The organism is Corynebacterium pyruviciproducens ATCC BAA-1742, assembly GCF_000411375.1.
Lineage (GTDB): Bacteria > Actinomycetota > Actinomycetes > Mycobacteriales > Mycobacteriaceae > Corynebacterium > Corynebacterium pyruviciproducens.
In genome coordinates, this window is sequence record NZ_KE150446.1 from 1,226,967 (window position 1) to 1,244,176 (window position 17,210).

A 17,210-nucleotide genomic window follows, 5' to 3' on the forward strand; every position below is an offset into this window, starting at 1 on the left:
TGGCAACTATGGAGATTGAGGTCACCACCCCGCATGGCCCGGCGTTTGGTGAAAGCGACGGGCAGGTGGCGTTTTTTGAGTCGGTGCGGTTTGGCGCAAGCCCCACCCCGTTTTCGCCGTCCACCATCGTCCCCACCGAGGGCCCTGTCCCCCAGCCTGACCCCGAGTCCCCGCCGGTCGAGCTCTTCCTCTCCGTCACGGCCCCAACGCCCACGACGGCTCGCGACGCTTTCGACGCCCCGACGCCCACGACGGTTCACCTCCCCGTCATCGTCTTCGTCCACGGGGGCGGCTTCGAGGAGGGCACGCACATCGGCCCGTGGTACGGCGCCAGCTCGGCCGCCCGCGACGGGGTGATCACGGTCTCGGTGGACTATCGCCTCGGCGTCGAGGGGTTCGTCCCCTTCGAATCGGACCAACCAAACCACTACCGCGGCATCGACGACGTTTCCACCGCCCTCGAGTGGGTGCAGGACGCCATCGAGAGCTTCGGGGGTGACCCCACCAACGTCACCCTCGCCGGTCAGTCCGCCGGCGGTGCCATCGCCCTGTGGCTCGCCCGCCGCGACCACTACCGTGGGGCTTTCCGACGCATGTGGGCACTGTCCCCCGCTTTCCCCCGGCACCCCATTTCGCTTCTCGACGAGAAGATCCGCCACGCCGTCGGCGGATCGCTCACGGCCAACCACTTCGACGGACTGAGCCACGCCGACATCGCCCGTCTGACACGGAAGCTCCACCGCTCCAGTCGGCTCGACCTCACGTTTGGCCCCGCCCCCTTCAGCCCGCGCGAGCTCGTCGATCTGCCCATCGTCATCGATACCTTGGAAAACGAAAGCTACGACATGCCACCCGCGCCGTCGTTCGACCGGCTACCGTTTACCAGGAAAGCGATCGAGACCATCTCACCTAAGCTGGGGCTTACCCACCCCGAGTACTACCTCTCCTACGAGCCGAAAAACAGGCGCATGCAGCAGCTCATGGGCGATTTCGCCATCCGCCAGCACGCCCTGGCCACGGCGGAGCATGCCCCGGCGACCACGTGGCTCCTTTCCTTCCACGGCCACGGCACGGGCGGCTCGGCCCGGGCGGCCAAGCACTGCGCGGACCTGCCTATTTTCTTCGACTCGTTTGGCGATAATCCGCAGGAGGAGGCCCAGCGCGTCGGCGCCGACGTCTCTGCCACGGTGGAGGCCATTCACCCAGAGGTGATCTCGTTTGCGCGGGCGGGTAAGGTCAGCTGGCCTGCGTACGGGGAGGATAAGAAAGTCTTAAGCGTGGGGCTCTTCACCGGCGCGACGGAGGTTGTCACCGATCCGTTCGCGCATATCAGGACGGCGTTTGCAGGCTGAGGCAAACAAAAAACCCGCAGCTAACGCTGCGGGTGAAAGGCTAAAAGCTTAGAAGTGGAAGCCGGCGATCGGGCCGGTGGCTACGCCGGCGATGGCGACCAGACCCATGATGGCGGCGATAGTGGCGATGACACCCTCAAGCTCCTGGGAGAGCCCGGACTTGTTAGCGAAGTTCACAGCACCAGTCTCATCAGCAATGGCACGGGTGCCGGTATCCGCGGGATCGGCGGTGGTCACGGTGTCGCCACCGAGCACTGCAGGAGTGATCTCGTCCGCCATGGCGGGGGTGACGAGAGAGGCGAACGCGACTGCCGAAGACGTTGCGATTGCTACAGCTGCTCGTTTCATGATTACTCCTTAAAGTCTGTGTCCTGGTCCTTGCGACACTGTTACTCTGTAACTTTCTTAAGTCCTAGCTTAGACGTGACTAAACACAGACGCAAGCTTTTTTTATAGTGCCCTATCTGCTACCCCTGAACAGGGCTTTTGCGGCGCTTTTGCCCCAGTTTTCCCTAAAAGCCCTAAGTTACAATGCGTATCTGGCTGAGGAAACCTAAATTTTCTTGGGGTTGCCCCTTAGCTTTGCGCTGACCGGCGACGGCACCACCGGAAATGTTTTAGTGTGGGGAGTATGGCCGAAAACGACTACGCCCTCACCCCGGACGGACTTCTAAAGGAAAACAGCGCACTCAACTACCCTCAGGCGGCGCCGGCCCCCGGCGATCAGCCGTGGGAGAAGTCGGATCCCCAGTGGTACAAGAGCGCCGTCTTCTACGAGGTGCTCGTGCGCGCGTTCTACGATTCCAACGGCGACGGCACAGGCGATCTCAGGGGGCTCACAGAGAAGCTTCCCTATATTAAGTGGCTCGGCGTCGACTGCATCTGGCTGCCACCGTTCTACGATTCCCCGCTTCGCGACGGCGGCTACGATATCCGCGACTTCCGCAAGATCCTGCCGGAGTTCGGCTCCGTCGACGATTTCGTCGCGCTGGTTGATAAGGCCCACCAGCTGGGACTGCGCGTCATCACCGACATGGTGGTCAACCACACAAGCGACGAGCACCCGTGGTTTAAGCAATCGGTGGAGGACCCCGAGGGGCCGTACGGGGATTTCTACGTGTGGAGCGACACGGACGAGAAGTACTCCGATGCCCGCATCATCTTTGTGGATACGGAGACCTCCAACTGGACGTACAACGAACAGCGCGGCCAGTACTACTGGCACCGGTTCTTCCACCACCAGCCCGATCTCAACTTTGATAACTCCGAGGTACAGGAGGCCATCCTCGACGCCATGCGGTTCTGGCTCGACCTGGGGCTCGACGGCTTCCGCCTCGACGCCGTGCCGTACCTCTTCGAGCGCGAGGGCACCAACTGCGAAAACCTGCCGGAAACGCACGCGTTTCTCAAGCGGTGCCGGGCCATGATAGACAAGGAGTACCCCGGCCGGATTCTCCTGGCGGAGGCCAACCAGTGGCCCGTGGACGTGGTGGAGTACTTTGGCGAGCCGGACAAGGGCGACGAGTGCCACATGTGCTTCCACTTCCCCGTCATGCCCCGCATCTTCATGGCCTCAAGGATGCAGTCGCGCGACCCCATCTCCTCCATCCTGCGCTCCACGCCGGTCATCCCCGATTCCGCCCAGTGGGGGATCTTCCTGCGCAACCACGACGAGCTCACCTTGGAGATGGTCTCCGAGGATGAGCGGGCCTACATGTACCAGCAGTACGCCTACGACCCGCGGATGAAATCGAACGTGGGGATCCGGCGCCGCCTCGCCCCACTCTTGGAGGGCGACCGCAACCAGCAGGAACTGTTTACCGCGCTGCTTCTCTCCCTGCCCGGCTCCCCCGTGCTGTATTACGGCGATGAGATCGGCATGGGGGACAACATTTGGCTCGGCGACCGCGACGGCGTGCGCACCCCCATGCAGTGGTCGCCCGACCGCAACGGCGGGTTCTCCTCCGCCGAACCGGAGCAGCTCTACGCCCCGGCGATCATCAACGCCGAGTACGGGTACAGCTCCGTCAACGTGGAGACGCAGCGCAAGCGCGACACGTCCCTCCTCAACTGGACCCGCTCCCTCATTCACATCCGCAAGCAGTACGACGCTTTTGGCAAGGGCGAGTTCCGGGAACTCACGTGCGATAATATAACAGTGTTCAGTTTTGTCCTCACCTACGAGGACGAGACCATCCTCTGCGTGAACAACCTCTCCGCCCGCCCGCAGCCCGCAGTCCTTGATCTGTCCGAGTTTGCCGGCGGCACGGGGAGGGAGCTCACCGGCGGCGAGGACTTCCCGCCGCTGACGGATTCCTGGACACTGACCCTGCCCCCCTACGGATTTTTCTGGTTTGATATCTCATGATTGACACTGACTCACTGAAAAACGCCCGCTTCTACGCCACCAAGACCGAGCCGATCACCGACGTCGACATCGTCGCCGAGGCACCACTCGAGCGGCCCGAGCTCATCAAGGGCAAGGACGCACCCGGCATCCTCACGTTCGCGCGCGTCCACCGCGAGGGAGGAAGCGACCTGTACCAACTGGTCGTCGACAAGCAAGGAAGAGACATCCTCGGCGAGGAGGAAACAGCGAGGGCGGCGGGAAAGCAGCTGTCCAACGGGTACGCCGTGGGCAGCGGAGTGCTGCACAAGCTCACCGACCCGGCGCTGCCGCCGGTGGAGACCGTGCGGGCCGTGGGCGAGCAATCGAACACCTCGTGGATTTACAACGACCGCGTCATAGTCAAGTACTTCCGTCGCCTCACCCCCACCCCCAACCCGGAAATTGAGCTCTTAGAAGAGCTCACCGCCGCCGGCTGCACCCACTCGGCGCCACTGCGCGGCTGGACCTCCGTCGACATCGAGGGGCACACGTACGTCACCGCCATGCTGCAGGACCTCGTGCCCGGAACCGACGGCTACGACTACGTCACCGGCACCCCCGACGCGTTCGACGCGACCGCCCTCGGCGAGGCGATCCGCGACGTCCACACCGTCCTCGCCTCCACCTGTGAGACCGGCACGCTCGCCCCCGGCGCGCTGGCCACAAACCTCGACCGCAGGCTCACCGGGCTTGTCGGGCGCGCACCACAGCTCAAGGAGTACGAGGAGAAGATCCGCGCCCTCTACTCCACGCTCGCGGAGACGAGCGTGCCCACCCAACGCATCCACGGCGACCTCCACCTGGGGCAAACCCTCGTGGACGGCGATTCGTGGGCGCTCATCGATTTCGAGGGCGAACCCGCGGCCAGCCTGGAAGAACGGCGCCGGCCGGACTCCCCGCTGCGCGACGTGGCCGGCATGATCCGCTCCTTTGGCTACGCCGCGGCTGCCAGCGGACAGGACCAAAGCTGGGCCGACGCCCGCACCGCCGAGCTCATCGCCGGCTACGGCGAGGCGGACGAGGCAATTCTCCGCGCCTACATCGCCGATAAGTGCGCCTACGAGGTCGTCTACGAGCTGGAAAACCGCCCGCACATGGTGCACGTTCCCCTCGACGCGCTGGCGAGCCTTGTGTAGCTAAAAGCCAAGCAGCGCCTCGCGCAGCGGCGCGTGGGACAGCTGCTCGCCGATCCACGGGCTGAACGCGAACGGTGTTGCCTGCACGCCCTCGATGAGCGCGCGGGCGGACACCCACTCAAAGGCATCCACCTCGTCGGGGGCGAACTCGATGCGCGCGCCGGGCGCGACCCGGGCGACGAACACGGGGCAAACCTCCCACTCGACCACACCGGCGGAATCCGCCGCACGGTACTCGAAATCGGGGAGGATGCACTCGACGCTCACGAAATCTGTGGCGCTCATGCCCAGCTCCTCGGTGCCGCGGCGCACGAGCGCCTCCTCGGGGGTCTCCCCCGGGCCCGGGTGGCCGCACATGGAGTTCGTCCACACGCCGGGGAAGGTGAGCTTGGTCAGCGCCCGCCGGGTGACCAGCACGCGGCCGTCAGAATCGATGACGTAGCAGCTGAAAGCGAGGTGCAGGGGGGTGTAGTTCGTGTGCACCGTGGCCTTATCGGCGACGCCACTGGGGGCCTTGGTTTCGTCGAGAAGCACAACCTGCTCGGAAGCTGTCTGGTCAGTCGTCATGGTATCTACACTACTTGGCCGGTCATCCCACGATTCGTTGCGGTGCTGTGGAACAATGAAACCATGCCTGCCCCGCTTGACGCACACCCGCTTTTCCGCGCCCGCACCGACGAGTCCGCGCGCATCGTCGCCCGCGAAGCCTCGTCCTTCTCCGTCCGCCTCGACGAGTACAACTCGGATAACTCGGACTACGGCGGGCGCACCGCGGAGATCGCCAACACGGGCACCCACCTGCGCTCCCTCCTCGTGCACCTGGGGGCAGACCGGCCGGAGGACACAGCCGCCGACGCTGCCGTCGGCGACGCCATCGTCGGTGCCGCGTTCGACCTCGTGCACACGGGGCTGTGCATCATCGACGACGTCATCGACGCGGATCACTCCCGGCGCGGGCTGAAAACCATCCACGCCACCGCGGCGGGCATCGCCTCGCCCACGATCGGCACCCACGCCGCCATCCATTACGGCAACTCCATCGCCATCCTCATCGGCATGAACGCCGTCAACGATGCCACCGCCCTCATCGCCCAGGCCCCCATCGACCCGGACACCGCCCGCACCATCACCAGCATCCTCGCCGGCGCCGTCGACGATGCGGTGATCGGCGAGTTCATGGACGTGGAGCACTCCATCCCCGGCCACACGCCTACCCCGCGCCAGGTGGACAACGCGGCGGTTCTGAAAACCTCGCCCTACAGCTTCGAAGCCCCCCTCGTGTGCGGCGGCCTCCTCGCCGGGCGCCCGGCACACGATATTGACACCCTGCGGGTGATCGCCCGCCACGTGGGGGCGGCGTTCCGCATGGCCGATGACCTGCGGGCGCTCACCAGCAACGCCGTCGTGGGCGACATCCGCAACCACCGCACCACCCCGCTTATGGTGCTGGCCGAAAGCTACCCCACCTGGCCCGCGATCCACCTGGCGCTGAGCTCCATGGAGATGGATACGGCCCGGGCGCTCCTGGAGGATTCCGGGATCCTCGAGGAGGCCCGCGAGATTGGCCACGCCCAGCTCCGGGCCGCCACCGACAAGGTGCACGGCTCCCACATTTTCTCCGCTGCCGCGGAGGCCACCTTTGACTACCTGTTCTTCCGCTTTGAGGAGATCATGACCACCTCCGCCAACTAACACCCGAAAGGATCCCCACCCACCATGTCGTATTCCTCCGCTTCAGCCGTTGTCGTTATCGGTGGTGGAGTAACAGGCCTTGCCACCGCCGGGTTGGCCGCCCGCGCCGGGTACCACGTCACTCTGGTAGAAAAGCTCCCGGAGCTGGGTGGCCGGGTGGGGACGCTGACCGGCGACGGTTACCGGTGGGATACGGGCCCGTCCTGGTGGCTCATGCCCGAGGCGTACGACCACTTCTTCGAGCTCATGGGGACCTCGACCGCCCGGGAGCTGGACCTCATTGACCTCGATCCGGCCTACCGCGTGGTCACCGATTCCTACCCGCCCGTCGACGTGCGCACGGGCATGGATCACGTGGCGGCACTCGCGGATTCGCTGGAGCCCGGCGCGGGCGACAAGCTGCGCGCCTACCTCGACGAGGCATCACTTACCTACCGGGTGGCGCTGTCCACGTTCCTCTACACCACGTTCACCTCGGTGAAGCCGTTTTTGGATAAGGAGATCACCACCCGCATCCCACTGCTTATTCGCCTGCTCACCCGCTCGCTCAAAGACGATGTGGAAATAAATGTTGCCCACCCAGTCCTTAGGATGCTCCTGGAGTACCCGGCGGTGTTTGTGGCCACCCGCCCGGACCGCGCGCCGAGCATGTACAAGCTGCTCAGCCACACGGACCTCATCGCCGGGGTGAAGTACCCGCAGGGTGGCTACTACCAGCTCATCAGGCGAATGGCCGCGTTGGCCGAGGACAACGGGGCGACGCTGCGCACGGGCACGGTGGTCACCCGCATCGTCACCGCCGCCGACCGCGTCACGGGCGTGCAGGTGCTCACCGAGGCGGGTGAGGAGACGATCCCCGCCGACATCGTTGTCTCCACCGCCGACCTCCACCACACGGAGACGGCGCTCCTGCCCCCGCGCCTGCGCTCGGTCCGCTCGTGGCGCCGCAAGGACCCGGGCATCAGTTCGATCGTCGCGCTCCTCGGCGTCGCCGACCCTCTCCCCTCGCTCCTCCACCACACGTTGTCGCTTTCCGACGATTGGTCGCCGGACTTTGCTGCCATCTCCGGGGAGCTTCCGGGTAGGGAGCATTCCCGCAGTGTGTACGTGTGCAAGGCGAGCGCCACCGACCCGACTTTGGCGCCGCAGGGTTGCTCGAACATTTTCATCCTCATCCCCACAAGGGCGGACCCCTCGATTGGCTGCGGATCCGCCTACAACGACACGCCCTCCCCTACGGTGGAGGCCATTGTGGACGAGATCATTGAGCTCGTTGCCACCCGCGCCGATGCCCCGGCGCTGGCGTCGAAGGTGGAGAAACGGTTCACCATCGGCCCAGCGGATTTCGCCTCCCGGTACAACTCGTGGCAGGCCTCGTCCATCGGCCTGGCGCACACTCTATGGCAGTCCGCCTTCCTCCGCGGGAAGAATGAATCAAGCAAGGTCAAGGGCCTGCTGTGCGCTGGCGGCACCACGGTGCCGGGCGTGGGCGTGCCGCTGTGCCTCATCTCCGCGGAGAACGTGATCAAGCGCCTGCGCGGGGATTCAACGTCGGCCCCGCTGACGAGTCTCTAGCCCACGCCCCGATGGTCCCGGGCACCATGGGGGGTGCCTCCCCCACGATCGCCCGGGCGTTGGCCTCTAGTTCCAGCTCGGTGGTCACCGTCTTCACCGTGCGTGATTTCGTGTCGCGCCGGCCAGGTGCCATTCCCATGGGCAGGAACCCGCGTCCGGCTGCGGCACCGCGTGCCCCGGGCGCGGGTCTCGCACCGCCGGGAGCCACGCTACCACCGCCGCGTCCCGTCACGGCGGATCCTCCGGTTACGGCTCGCATCGCTTGTTTGCCTCGCGCAATCCTCCGCCCACCGGCGACAACGCTCGACGGTGCGGTGGCGCGGGACCGTAGGGCGGAACGGCCTCGCGAGGACCTTCTCCCGGCGGCCCCCGGCCCCGGCGCCACCATGGGCCCAGGCTGATAGGAACCTGCACTCGGGCGAGCCCCCGCGGCTGCGCCTGTGACACCACTCATAGGCGCTGTGCCTGTTGGTGAGGCAACTGGATCCACGCTTTGCGTCCCCGTGGGTGACGCCCCGCCGCGCTGTATCGCCCCCGGCCCGCTTGCCTGCGCGTCGACACGCTGCAGTTCCCTCACAAGCGCTTGGTCGGGCTTTCCGGAGCGGATCGCCTCAATGTGGTGCTCTAGATCGTTTCTCGCGGTGGTGGCGATGTCGTGCAACTCCGCTTCCAGCGCGCCGCCTTCGGAGGGCGGAACCGCCGTATCGAGCAGGGAGCCCACCCGTGGCTCGGCAAGTAACAGCAGCGGTGGCAAGCCGTACTTCGCGTACGCCAGGAGCGCCAGCTGTTCGTGCAACTGACGCGCGCCGGGCACGGGGTTGGCCATGATCGTGGTGTTAATAAGCACCACCTCTGCGATCCCGAGCTTGTGGGTCAGTGAGATTCGCCCGGCCCAGTGCGACATTGCCTGCGCGTTGGTGGCGAAGGATTCCGTGGCCTCGCTCGTCTTGCGGATCTTGTCCACGATGGCATCGATCACCTCGCCGTGATTGGCGGCCATGATGTCGTTTGCCACGGCCCTGAGCTGGTCGGTCACCTCCCGCATGGAGGAGGACACGTCTTGCCAGGAATCCACCGCCTCCCCGATGGCCGAGGTGTGGGTGGTGATGTAGCTCCCCAGCAGCCCACTGACGCTGTGCGGAGTCACCACCGTCTTCGGTGTCACCACAACGGGAACAGGTACCACGGCCTCCGGCAGCGACACCCGTCCCCCACCGCCGACAGTGCCCAGGCCGTCGAGCCCGCGCGCGAACAGTTCTTCCTGGGCGGAAAATCCCTTCGCGGTCTCTTCCATTCCGTGGGCTAAACCGCCGATGACATCCAGCAGCCCTCGGGTCACGGCACTCGCGGATGCCGGACCAGAATCTAGAGCAGCCGCGTGCTCAGCTCCCACCTGATCGAGTCCTGACACGTGCGTAAACGCCCTCAGATCACTAGACGCTATCTGCCGCCAGTGCCCAGTATCTGGCGCTTTTCGTATGTGCTGGAGCATCTGTGATGCTCTGAACAGCTGGTCAATGTCAATGCGAACGATACTCACTTAGCTTCTCCCCGATTAATAGATCAAAATATTTTTCAGCTTGTGGACACTCATCAACGGGTTCCACTTCGTAGGAATTGGATGAAGAATAATTCACTTCCACTGTTCCCCGCTGCGTTTCTGCCCCGATTACGCATGCCTCGTTACCTTCGGGAGAGAATGCTAACGCAGGCTGTTTCTCGCTGGAAGGCTCATAGGGAAGAGGAACCCGGGATTCCGCTACTCGAGCTATTTTGTACGCGGCAGCGTTGACCACAATCGCAGCGCCGTCTTCTGTCCAGAACGCGCACGATTCCAGCCCCTGTTTCCGGTAGATTTCTCCGCCTTCGTCCAAATGCGTGAGCCCGAGTTCCTCGAGACGTTCCTCCGTGATGTCCTCGCACGGCGTGGCGAGGTGAAAGGACGGGTCGGAGGTATCGAACAGGTAGGGCTCGTCCTCCGCGGCAAGCCCCGAGGTGGAACAGCCGGCCAGGCTGCACGTGCCGATGAGGGCGAGCACGGGGAAAAGCATCCGCAGTCCGCTCACGTCATTGTCCTTTCTCATGCCGGTGAAAGCTTTTGTGAGCTCCGTGCGGGGCCCCATTGTTTCCCACACGGAGCTCACTTTCAACGGTCGCTTCACAGCAATCGCGGCTGGACGCGGGGCCCCGACGTGGCTTCTTTCAGGCCCCTCAATGTGTCACAGTGTGGCGCCCTTTGAGATGAAAGAAGCGAAGCGCTTTCCCTCCTGTCAGCCAGTGCGAACAGGTGCTGTGGGATCCGGCGCCCTCGCGGCGAAGCCAGATGGAAGAACGTGGAAGGCTTGCCGGCAAGGAGCAGAATCCCTCATGCCTGCACCCTGGTCCGTACGGTAGAGACAATGAACAACCCAACTATCGGGTAGCAACTCTGCATTGCACTAGTAATTTTTTACCGTGCATAAACTGACCATGCAGTGGTTAGTGCGCACAACACATTGTGCATTACCCCCATCGGAGGGGTGAAGCAAACATTAAAGCTTGTTCGAGAATTTGAAAAATGTAATTTTGTACCTATTTTCGAGGGTGGTCCAAACCCCCAGGCAGCGTGGGCTCATAGCCCCGGGCGACGTTCGAGAAAACGGTGAGAAGGGGGCGTCGACAAGCGAAAAACGGTTAATTCACCGCGGCGAGATTCCCCTTGAACGTCACGTTGCCGATGGTGAACTCGGCATCGTAGGCCACACTCGGGGAAACGTTGTACGGGAAGTTGAGGTTCGCCCGCGCGCCCACCCCCAGCGGCAGATCCAGCCCCACGATGTAGGACGGGTCCGAAATCTGCAGTGGCTCGGCATCCTCGAGCTTGTTGTCGCCGTTGTAATCCTCGTACCGCAGGCTCGCCGTCAGCGCGCTCGGCGGGAACGGCTGGTCATTGTTGTTCTCCACGGTCACCACGACCGTCGTCCCACCGAAGTTGCCCGAGGTGACGCTCTGCAACTTGTACGTCAGCCCCAGCCCCTCGTCCTCGACCGGCTCCGAGAACTTTTCGACGGTCTTGGGGGCAACGTCCTTGGGAGTAAAGGTCTCCGTCTCCTGGACGGAGGTGGACACCTTCTCACTTACCGACGACTCCTGGGCACTGTTTTTCTCCCCTGCACACCCCGCGCCGCACAGCGCAACAGACACAAGCACGGCAACAGCGGGGGCGAAACGGGAGCGGTTCATCATCACGAAATGTCCATCCTAGAAGTCGTTGGTCCAACACGCAGTTCAACACCGCGCGCACACCAGTTTATTCTACCGGCCCAACGACATGGGAATATCTGAGGTAGTGTGCGTGTTCGTAGATACGGCAACAAAGTCGAAGTGGGAGAATCTGTGAAAAGCGTCATCGGAATCATACGCAACGTGACGGCCCTGTGGCCCTTCTACGTGGGGGTCATCATCGCCTCGCTCGTCACGGCCGCGCTGAACCTGGTCAACCCGTTCATCATGCGCGACGCCACAGACACCATCGTCTCCGTGGTCTCCGGCAACCAGGCGCTGGCGCAGGCCAACACGCGCATCATCTGGCTGACCGTCGCCATCCTCGCCGTGGGACTCCTCAACACCGCCGTGCGCAACATCGGCGGCTACATCGGCGACGTGATGGCGGCCAGGATGCGGCAGATCCTCTCCACGCGCTACTACGCGCAGCTCCTCTCCCTGCCGCAGCGCTACTTTGATACCCAAGTCACCGGCACAATCATCGCCCGGCTCGACCGCTCCATCGCCTCGATCACGCAGTTCCTGCAGGCATTTTCCAACAACTTCTTCCCCATGCTGCTCACCGTGGCGGCCGTGCTCGTCATCACCGCCGTGTACTACTGGCCACTGACGGTGCTGCTCGCCATCATCTTCCCCATCTACATGTGGCTTACGGCCCTGACGAGCAAGAAGTGGCAGCGCCTCGAGGGGGCCAAGAACAAGCAAATCGACCTCGCCGGCGGCCGGTTCGCCGAGGTCATCGGCCAGGTCAAGGTGGTCAAGTCCTTCGTCACCGAGGTGGCCGAGCTCGTCGGGTTTTCCAAGCGCTACGGAAAGACCGTCTCGCTGACCCGGGAGCAATCCCGCTACTGGCACGTCATGGACATCGCCCGCGGGGCGGCAATGGACCTCATCTTCCTGTTCATCTACGGCGTGCTGTTCTACCGCACGCTGCACGGGTTCTTCAGCCTCGGCGACATGGTCATGCTCATCCAGCTGGTCACCATGGCCCGCCAGCCCGTCATGATGATGAGCTACCTCGTGGACACCACCCAGCGCGCCGTCGCGGGCTCGAAGGACTACTTCGAGGTCATGAACGTCGCCCCGGAGCCTACCGCCAACGAGGTCGTGGTGGAGGCCACCAGCTCCTCGCACACGCTGCCCGAGCAGGCCCAGGACGCCCACACGCTACCCGCCGTGGGGTCCACCACCATCGACTTCGACGATGTCAGCTTCGGCTACGACGAGGGCGACGAGGTCATCCACAACGTCAGCTTCACCGTCCACCCCGGCGAAAAGGTCGCGCTCGTGGGCGAATCCGGCGGCGGCAAGTCGACGCTGGTCAACCTCATCCTCGGGCTATACCGGCCCACCGAGGGCGCGCTCACCATCAACGGGCACGATGTCACCGCCGTGCAAGCCGAAGACCTGCGCAAGTCCGTGGGAGTGGTGTTCCAAGATTCGTCCCTCTTTTCCGGCACCGTGCGGGAAAACATCGCCTACGGCAAGCCCGACGCCACCGACGAGGAAGTTGTTTCGGCCGCCAAGGCCGCCTTCGCCCACGACTTCATCGAGGAGTTCCCCGACGGCTACGACACCGTCATCGGCGAGCGTGGCCTGCGCCTGTCCGGCGGGCAGAAGCAGCGCGTGGCCATCGCCCGCGCGATGCTCAAGGACGCCCCCATCCTCGTCCTCGACGAGGCGACCAGCGCGCTCGACACCAAGGCCGAGCAGCAGGTCCAGGCCGGGCTCGAGGCGCTCATGCACAACCGCTCCACCCTCATCATCGCCCACCGGCTCTCCACCATCGCCAGCGTGGACATGATCGTCACGCTAGACAAGGGCCACGTGGACGAGATTGGTGCGCCGGCGGAGCTCGCCGCCTCCGGTGGTATTTACGCGCAGCTGCTCGCCCTCACCTCGGCGGCGACGGAGGAAAGCCGCCAGCGTCTCAAAGAGTTCGGGCTCATCAACTAGCACCTACAATGAGGGGTATGGAATGCCCTGACCTTAGTACTCTGCGCGACCGTCGCACGATGAAGTGGACGGCCTTCGACCCCGACGTACTCCCGCTGTGGATCGCCGAATCGGATTTTCTCACCAACCCCCGCATCCCCCAGGCGCTGCACGAGGCGGTGGATAGGGAACAGTTTGGCTACCCGCCCGCCGGCGACGACGTAGCCCGTGCGCTGCAGGGCTTTTGCGCCCGGCGCTACGGCTGGGAGTTTGACGCCTCCCAGGTGTTCCTCGCCACCGACGTCATCCAGTCGATCGTCGCCGCGCTGCGCTACGTGGTGCCTGCAGGGCCGGTGGCGATCCCCACGCCCAGCTACCCGCCGTTCTTCTTTGCCTGCCAGGCGGCGGGGAGAAAAGTGGTGACCATCGACGGGCTGTCGCTGGAGGCGGTGGAGGAGGTGTTCGCCACCGAGCACCCGGCCGCGTTCATCCTCTGCTCCCCGCACAACCCGCTCGGCATCGTCCATGAGCGCTCATACCTCGTGGGTCTCGCCGGGCTCGCGGCGAAATACGGCGTGCGGATCCTCTCCGACGAAATCCACGCGCCCCTGGTGTACCCCGGCCACCACCACGTCCCCACCGCCAGCGTGTCCGAGGAAGCCGCCGAGCGCACCATCACCTTCATGTCCACGTCCAAGGGATGGAACGTGGCGGGCCTGCGGTGCGCCCAGATCATCTTCACCAACCCGCACGACCGCGACACATGGCTGGCGCTGACGCCCAGCGCCGTCCCGCCACCATCAATCCTGGGGAACGTGGCGGCCATCGCCTGCTACACCGACGAGTCCGACTTCCTCGACCAGGAGGTGGCCTACCTGCAAGAAAACCGCGACTATCTCCTTGCCGCGCTGCCTAAGGCGCTGCCGGGGATCCGGCTCTCCCGCCCGGATGCCACCTACCTCATGTGGCTTGATTTCTCACAGTGTGAACGCGAGGAGTTGCGGTCTGATTCCCAACAAACACTCCTTGCCTCCGCCCGCGTGGGCCTCAACGCGTGCGCCGGCTTTGGCACAGCTCACACCGGTTTCGCGCGGCTCAATTTTGGGTGCTCGCGGGACACCCTGGAGGAGGCAATTCGGAGGATTAGGACTACCTTTTCGGGATAAAATTTCACAAAACAACTCCCACTGTGTAGGATACCGTCCCATACAGTGAAATATTGGACATGGCGAACCGGGGCCCGCCCCACCCTTAGGCGGACGCGCCGGTAAGCCACTACCGAATCGACCCACACAAACAACGGCAGAGGGCCGGTAGGTAATCCGTCAGAGTGAGATTTTTGAGAGGACTGGAGTTCCTACCATGACTGCAACGAAAGCGTCAGCCGACGCACAACAGCCGACGATCCGAGGTGGAAAGTACTACATGACGCTCATCGTGGCGTCCATGATGCTGTTTTCCATGTACTTCGGCGCCGGCAACCTTATCTTCCCGCCGATGCTCGGCGCACATTCCGGCGAGGCGTTCACGCCCGCCATCCTCGGCTTCCTCGCCGCAGGCGTGCTTCTGCCCGTGATTTCCGTCATCGCCGTCGCCGTGACCGGTGATTCCATCACCGACATGTCTAACCGCGGTGGCAAAGTGTTTGGCATCGTCTTCCCCATCCTCGTGTACCTGTCCATCGGCGCTCTGTACGCCGTTCCGCGTACCGCCGTGGTGAGCTACGGTTCCGGGTTCGTTCCGATTGCTGGCGTGGACAACAAGACAAGTCTTGTCATCTACTGTGTCACCTTCTTCGTCATTTCCGCGGCTCTGGCGTGGAACTCGAACTCGATCATCGATAACCTGGGTAAATTCCTCACCCCTGCGTTGCTGTTCCTGCTGGCACTCATGATCATCATGAGCTTCTTTAGGCTCGACTCGCAGGCCCTGCCGCCTGCCGAGGATTACTCCGCACCGATGTCCGCCGGTCTGATCCAGGGCTACGCCACGATGGACTCGCTGGCCGCGTTGGCCTTCGGCATCCTCGTTGTGACCTCCCTGCGCTACAAGCGCGTCGGCGAGGGCCCGCGTCTGGTTCGTTCCGTCTCCGGCGCCGCCATCGGCGCTGGCATCCTGCTCGCCCTCGTGTACGTGGGACTGGGCATCATCGGCAAGAGCATGGTCGACGGCCGCTCCTTCAAGGACGGCGCCGCCCTCCTGTCGGCCTCCGCGCACGAGATCATGGGCACCCCCGGCATGTACGCCCTCGGCGCCATCGTGTTCCTGGCCTGCCTGACCACCTCCGTCGGCCTCATCGGTTCGACCTCCGAGTTCTTCCACGAGATCGCCCCCGGCGTCTCCTACCACGCGTGGGTCATCATCTTCTCCGTCGTGGCGCTGGGCATTTCCTCCCTGGGGCTGACGGCCGTGCTGTCCGTGGCCGCCCCGATCATCGGGTTCCTCTACCCCGCCGCCATGACCCTCGTGCTCATCACGCTGGTTGAGCCGTTGTTCCGCCGGAAACTGTTCTGGACGTACCGCATCGCCCTGTACGTGGCCATCATCTGGGCCGGCCTCATGAGCCTTAACTCCCTGGGCTGGGGCTCCTCCTTCATCGAGCCGCTCATCAGCTGGGCCCCGGGCTACGAGAACGACCTCGGCTGGTGGCTGCCGGTACTGACCGCCACCGTCGTCGGCGTGATCCTCGACTTCACCACCCGCAAGAAGGAAACCATTGAGGTTGGCGTAGCCACCGTCCACGAGGACGAGGTCCCCGTCAACGCCTAGTGCAACCGCACCACTCGCCCACTGGCTGTGCCCAGTGGGCTTTTTTATCACTCATACCTAGCCCAAACGTAAAAGGCTCAATCCTGTGTAACCATGATGCATTGAAAAGCAGGGGGAACACCGCGTCAGGCCACGAGCCCCACACTCTCGCACTACATGAGAAGAAGCGAAATGACGAGCATCGTCGGCAGCGCCGCCAGCGTGGTGATGACAGAGACGTCGCGGGCAAGGTGCGAGGCGGTGCCGTACTGCGAGGAGTAGATGAACACGTTCTGCGCCGTAGGCAGCGCACCCATGATCCCGGCCGCCACCACCGACGGCGAGTCGAGCCCCAGCGCCACGGCGATGCCAATCGCCACCGCGGGGTGCAGGACGGACTTGGCGGCGGCAAGGCCGGCAGCCTCCCGGCGCGAGACGGTGCCCGCCTCGAGGAAGCGCGTGGAGTAGAGCGAGACGCCGAAGAAGACGAGGGCGAGCCCCACGGCGGCGTCGGAAAGAATGGTCAGCGGCTCGAACACCACCGATGGCAGCGTCCACCCGGTCACGCTGAGCGTCACGCCGATGGCGGCGGCGATGACGATGGGATTTTTCAGGGGCCGCAAGATTTCGTGGGACGCCGAGCGGGAGGCGTCGACAAGCAACAGAGCCAGGGGCGCGTAGACGGAGGTTTGGAACACGATGGCCAGGACAGCGGGGAACGGATCGCCGAGGATGTAGACCGCGAACGGGATCCCCAGGTTGGCGGCGTTGACGTAGGAGGCGGCCATGCCGGCAAACACCGCGCGGGCCACGCCCCGGCGCAACACCAGCAGGTACACCACGGCGACGCACACCAGCATCGTCATCTCCGCGGCGACGATGACCACAAGAAGCGGCGAGAACAACTCGCCGGGCCGGGTTGTGGCCGTGTGCGTGATGATGAGGGCCGGGGTTGTCACATTGAAGACGAGCGCGGACAGAACCTTCTCGGCGTGCGGGCCGAGGATACCCGCGCGCCCCACACCAAAGCCCGCAGCGATGATGAGGGCGACCACCGTAAACCCGTGAATAACGTCTCCCACACTGCCCGATTATCCCATCAGGGGGGTCGGCTATGTA

General features: G+C 64.1%; 14 protein-coding genes. 8 read left to right on the forward strand and 6 right to left on the reverse strand.

From position 1 onward, the window contains the following. The first annotated feature begins 8 nt into the window (after positions 1-8). Complete coding sequence (locus HMPREF1219_RS05270) at positions 9-1,352, forward strand: carboxylesterase family protein (RefSeq protein WP_245554422.1); 1,344 nt, start codon at positions 9-11, stop codon at positions 1,350-1,352. A 48-nt stretch (positions 1,353-1,400) separates the two neighbouring features. Here the strand turns inward: HMPREF1219_RS05270 and HMPREF1219_RS05275 are convergent, their stop codons facing one another. Next, positions 1,401-1,700: a hypothetical protein gene (locus HMPREF1219_RS05275; RefSeq protein WP_016457858.1), complete on the reverse strand. Its 300-nt coding sequence runs from the start codon at positions 1,698-1,700 to the stop codon at positions 1,401-1,403. Positions 1,701-1,983: 283 nt separating this feature from the next. Between HMPREF1219_RS05275 and treS the strand changes: the two genes are divergently transcribed. Next, positions 1,984-3,720, forward strand: a complete 1,737-nt coding sequence (gene treS, locus HMPREF1219_RS05280; RefSeq protein WP_016457859.1) for a maltose alpha-D-glucosyltransferase — start codon at positions 1,984-1,986, stop codon at positions 3,718-3,720. Next, positions 3,717-4,877 carry a phosphotransferase gene (locus tag HMPREF1219_RS05285; protein ID WP_016457860.1) on the forward strand — a complete coding sequence of 387 codons (1,161 nt, stop codon included), beginning with the start codon at positions 3,717-3,719 and terminating at the stop codon, positions 4,875-4,877. Before treS ends, HMPREF1219_RS05285 begins: the two co-directional genes overlap by 4 nt. Here the strand turns inward: HMPREF1219_RS05285 and idi are convergent, their stop codons facing one another. Continuing rightward, the gene (idi, locus tag HMPREF1219_RS05290; protein ID WP_016457861.1) at positions 4,878-5,444 is read right to left on the reverse strand and encodes an isopentenyl-diphosphate Delta-isomerase; all 567 of its coding nucleotides are present in this window, start codon (positions 5,442-5,444) and stop codon (positions 4,878-4,880) included. Between the two features lie 63 nt (positions 5,445-5,507). Here idi and HMPREF1219_RS05295 point away from each other — a divergent pair, with 63 nt between their 5' ends. Beyond that, positions 5,508-6,569 (forward strand): polyprenyl synthetase family protein, encoded by a 1,062-nt coding sequence (locus HMPREF1219_RS05295; RefSeq protein WP_016457862.1) that lies wholly within the window; start codon positions 5,508-5,510, stop codon positions 6,567-6,569. A gap of 24 nt (positions 6,570-6,593) precedes the next feature. Next, positions 6,594-8,144 (forward strand): phytoene desaturase family protein, encoded by a 1,551-nt coding sequence (gene crtI, locus HMPREF1219_RS05300; protein ID WP_016457863.1) that lies wholly within the window; start codon positions 6,594-6,596, stop codon positions 8,142-8,144. Here the strand turns inward: crtI and HMPREF1219_RS05305 are convergent. The 3 genes from HMPREF1219_RS05305 to HMPREF1219_RS05315 form a co-directional block, all read right to left on the reverse strand. After that, positions 8,095-9,555, reverse strand: a complete 1,461-nt coding sequence (locus HMPREF1219_RS05305; RefSeq protein WP_245554396.1) for a hypothetical protein — start codon at positions 9,553-9,555, stop codon at positions 8,095-8,097. The genes crtI and HMPREF1219_RS05305 overlap by 50 nt on opposite strands. A 109-nt stretch (positions 9,556-9,664) precedes the next feature. Then, complete coding sequence (locus HMPREF1219_RS05310; RefSeq protein WP_245554397.1) at positions 9,665-10,210, reverse strand: DUF3558 family protein; 546 nt, start codon at positions 10,208-10,210, stop codon at positions 9,665-9,667. A gap of 607 nt (positions 10,211-10,817) precedes the next feature. Continuing rightward, positions 10,818-11,369, reverse strand: a complete 552-nt coding sequence (locus HMPREF1219_RS05315; protein WP_051120483.1) for a hypothetical protein — start codon at positions 11,367-11,369, stop codon at positions 10,818-10,820. A gap of 150 nt (positions 11,370-11,519) precedes the next feature. On the opposite strand from HMPREF1219_RS05315, the gene HMPREF1219_RS05320 reads away from it, so the two are divergent. The 3 genes from HMPREF1219_RS05320 to brnQ all read left to right on the forward strand — a co-directional run bounded on the left by HMPREF1219_RS05320 (position 11,520) and on the right by brnQ (position 16,112). Beyond that, positions 11,520-13,364, forward strand: coding sequence for an ABC transporter ATP-binding protein (locus HMPREF1219_RS05320; RefSeq protein ID WP_016457867.1), 1,845 nt, complete (start codon positions 11,520-11,522; stop codon positions 13,362-13,364). 17 nt (positions 13,365-13,381) lie between these two features. Next, positions 13,382-14,509: a MalY/PatB family protein gene (locus HMPREF1219_RS05325; protein WP_016457868.1), complete on the forward strand. Its 1,128-nt coding sequence runs from the start codon at positions 13,382-13,384 to the stop codon at positions 14,507-14,509. A 196-nt stretch (positions 14,510-14,705) separates the two neighbouring features. Beyond that, entirely contained in the window at positions 14,706-16,112 is a 1,407-nt protein-coding gene (gene brnQ / locus HMPREF1219_RS05330) for a branched-chain amino acid transport system II carrier protein (RefSeq protein ID WP_040426937.1), read from the forward strand. Between the two features lie 152 nt (positions 16,113-16,264). On the opposite strand, the gene HMPREF1219_RS05335 is transcribed toward brnQ, so the two are convergent. Continuing rightward, positions 16,265-17,173, reverse strand: coding sequence for an AEC family transporter (locus HMPREF1219_RS05335; RefSeq protein ID WP_016457870.1), 909 nt, complete (start codon positions 17,171-17,173; stop codon positions 16,265-16,267). Positions 17,174-17,210 lie beyond the last annotated feature (37 nt).

Coding starts and splice junctions, on each gene's coding strand:
- crtI (WP_016457863.1), top strand. CDS start 6,594: ATGTCGTATTCCTCCGCTTCAGCCGTTGTCGTTATCGGTGGTGGAGTA.
- HMPREF1219_RS05270 (WP_245554422.1), top strand. CDS start 9: ATGGAGATTGAGGTCACCACCCCGCATGGCCCGGCGTTTGGTGAAAGC.
- HMPREF1219_RS05275 (WP_016457858.1), bottom strand. CDS start 1,700: ATGAAACGAGCAGCTGTAGCAATCGCAACGTCTTCGGCAGTCGCGTTC.
- idi (WP_016457861.1), bottom strand. CDS start 5,444: ATGACGACTGACCAGACAGCTTCCGAGCAGGTTGTGCTTCTCGACGAA.
- HMPREF1219_RS05295 (WP_016457862.1), top strand. CDS start 5,508: ATGCCTGCCCCGCTTGACGCACACCCGCTTTTCCGCGCCCGCACCGAC.
- HMPREF1219_RS05285 (WP_016457860.1), top strand. CDS start 3,717: ATGATTGACACTGACTCACTGAAAAACGCCCGCTTCTACGCCACCAAG.
- HMPREF1219_RS05315 (WP_051120483.1), bottom strand. CDS start 11,369: ATGATGAACCGCTCCCGTTTCGCCCCCGCTGTTGCCGTGCTTGTGTCT.
- HMPREF1219_RS05325 (WP_016457868.1), top strand. CDS start 13,382: ATGGAATGCCCTGACCTTAGTACTCTGCGCGACCGTCGCACGATGAAG.
- brnQ (WP_040426937.1), top strand. CDS start 14,706: ATGACTGCAACGAAAGCGTCAGCCGACGCACAACAGCCGACGATCCGA.
- treS (WP_016457859.1), top strand. CDS start 1,984: ATGGCCGAAAACGACTACGCCCTCACCCCGGACGGACTTCTAAAGGAA.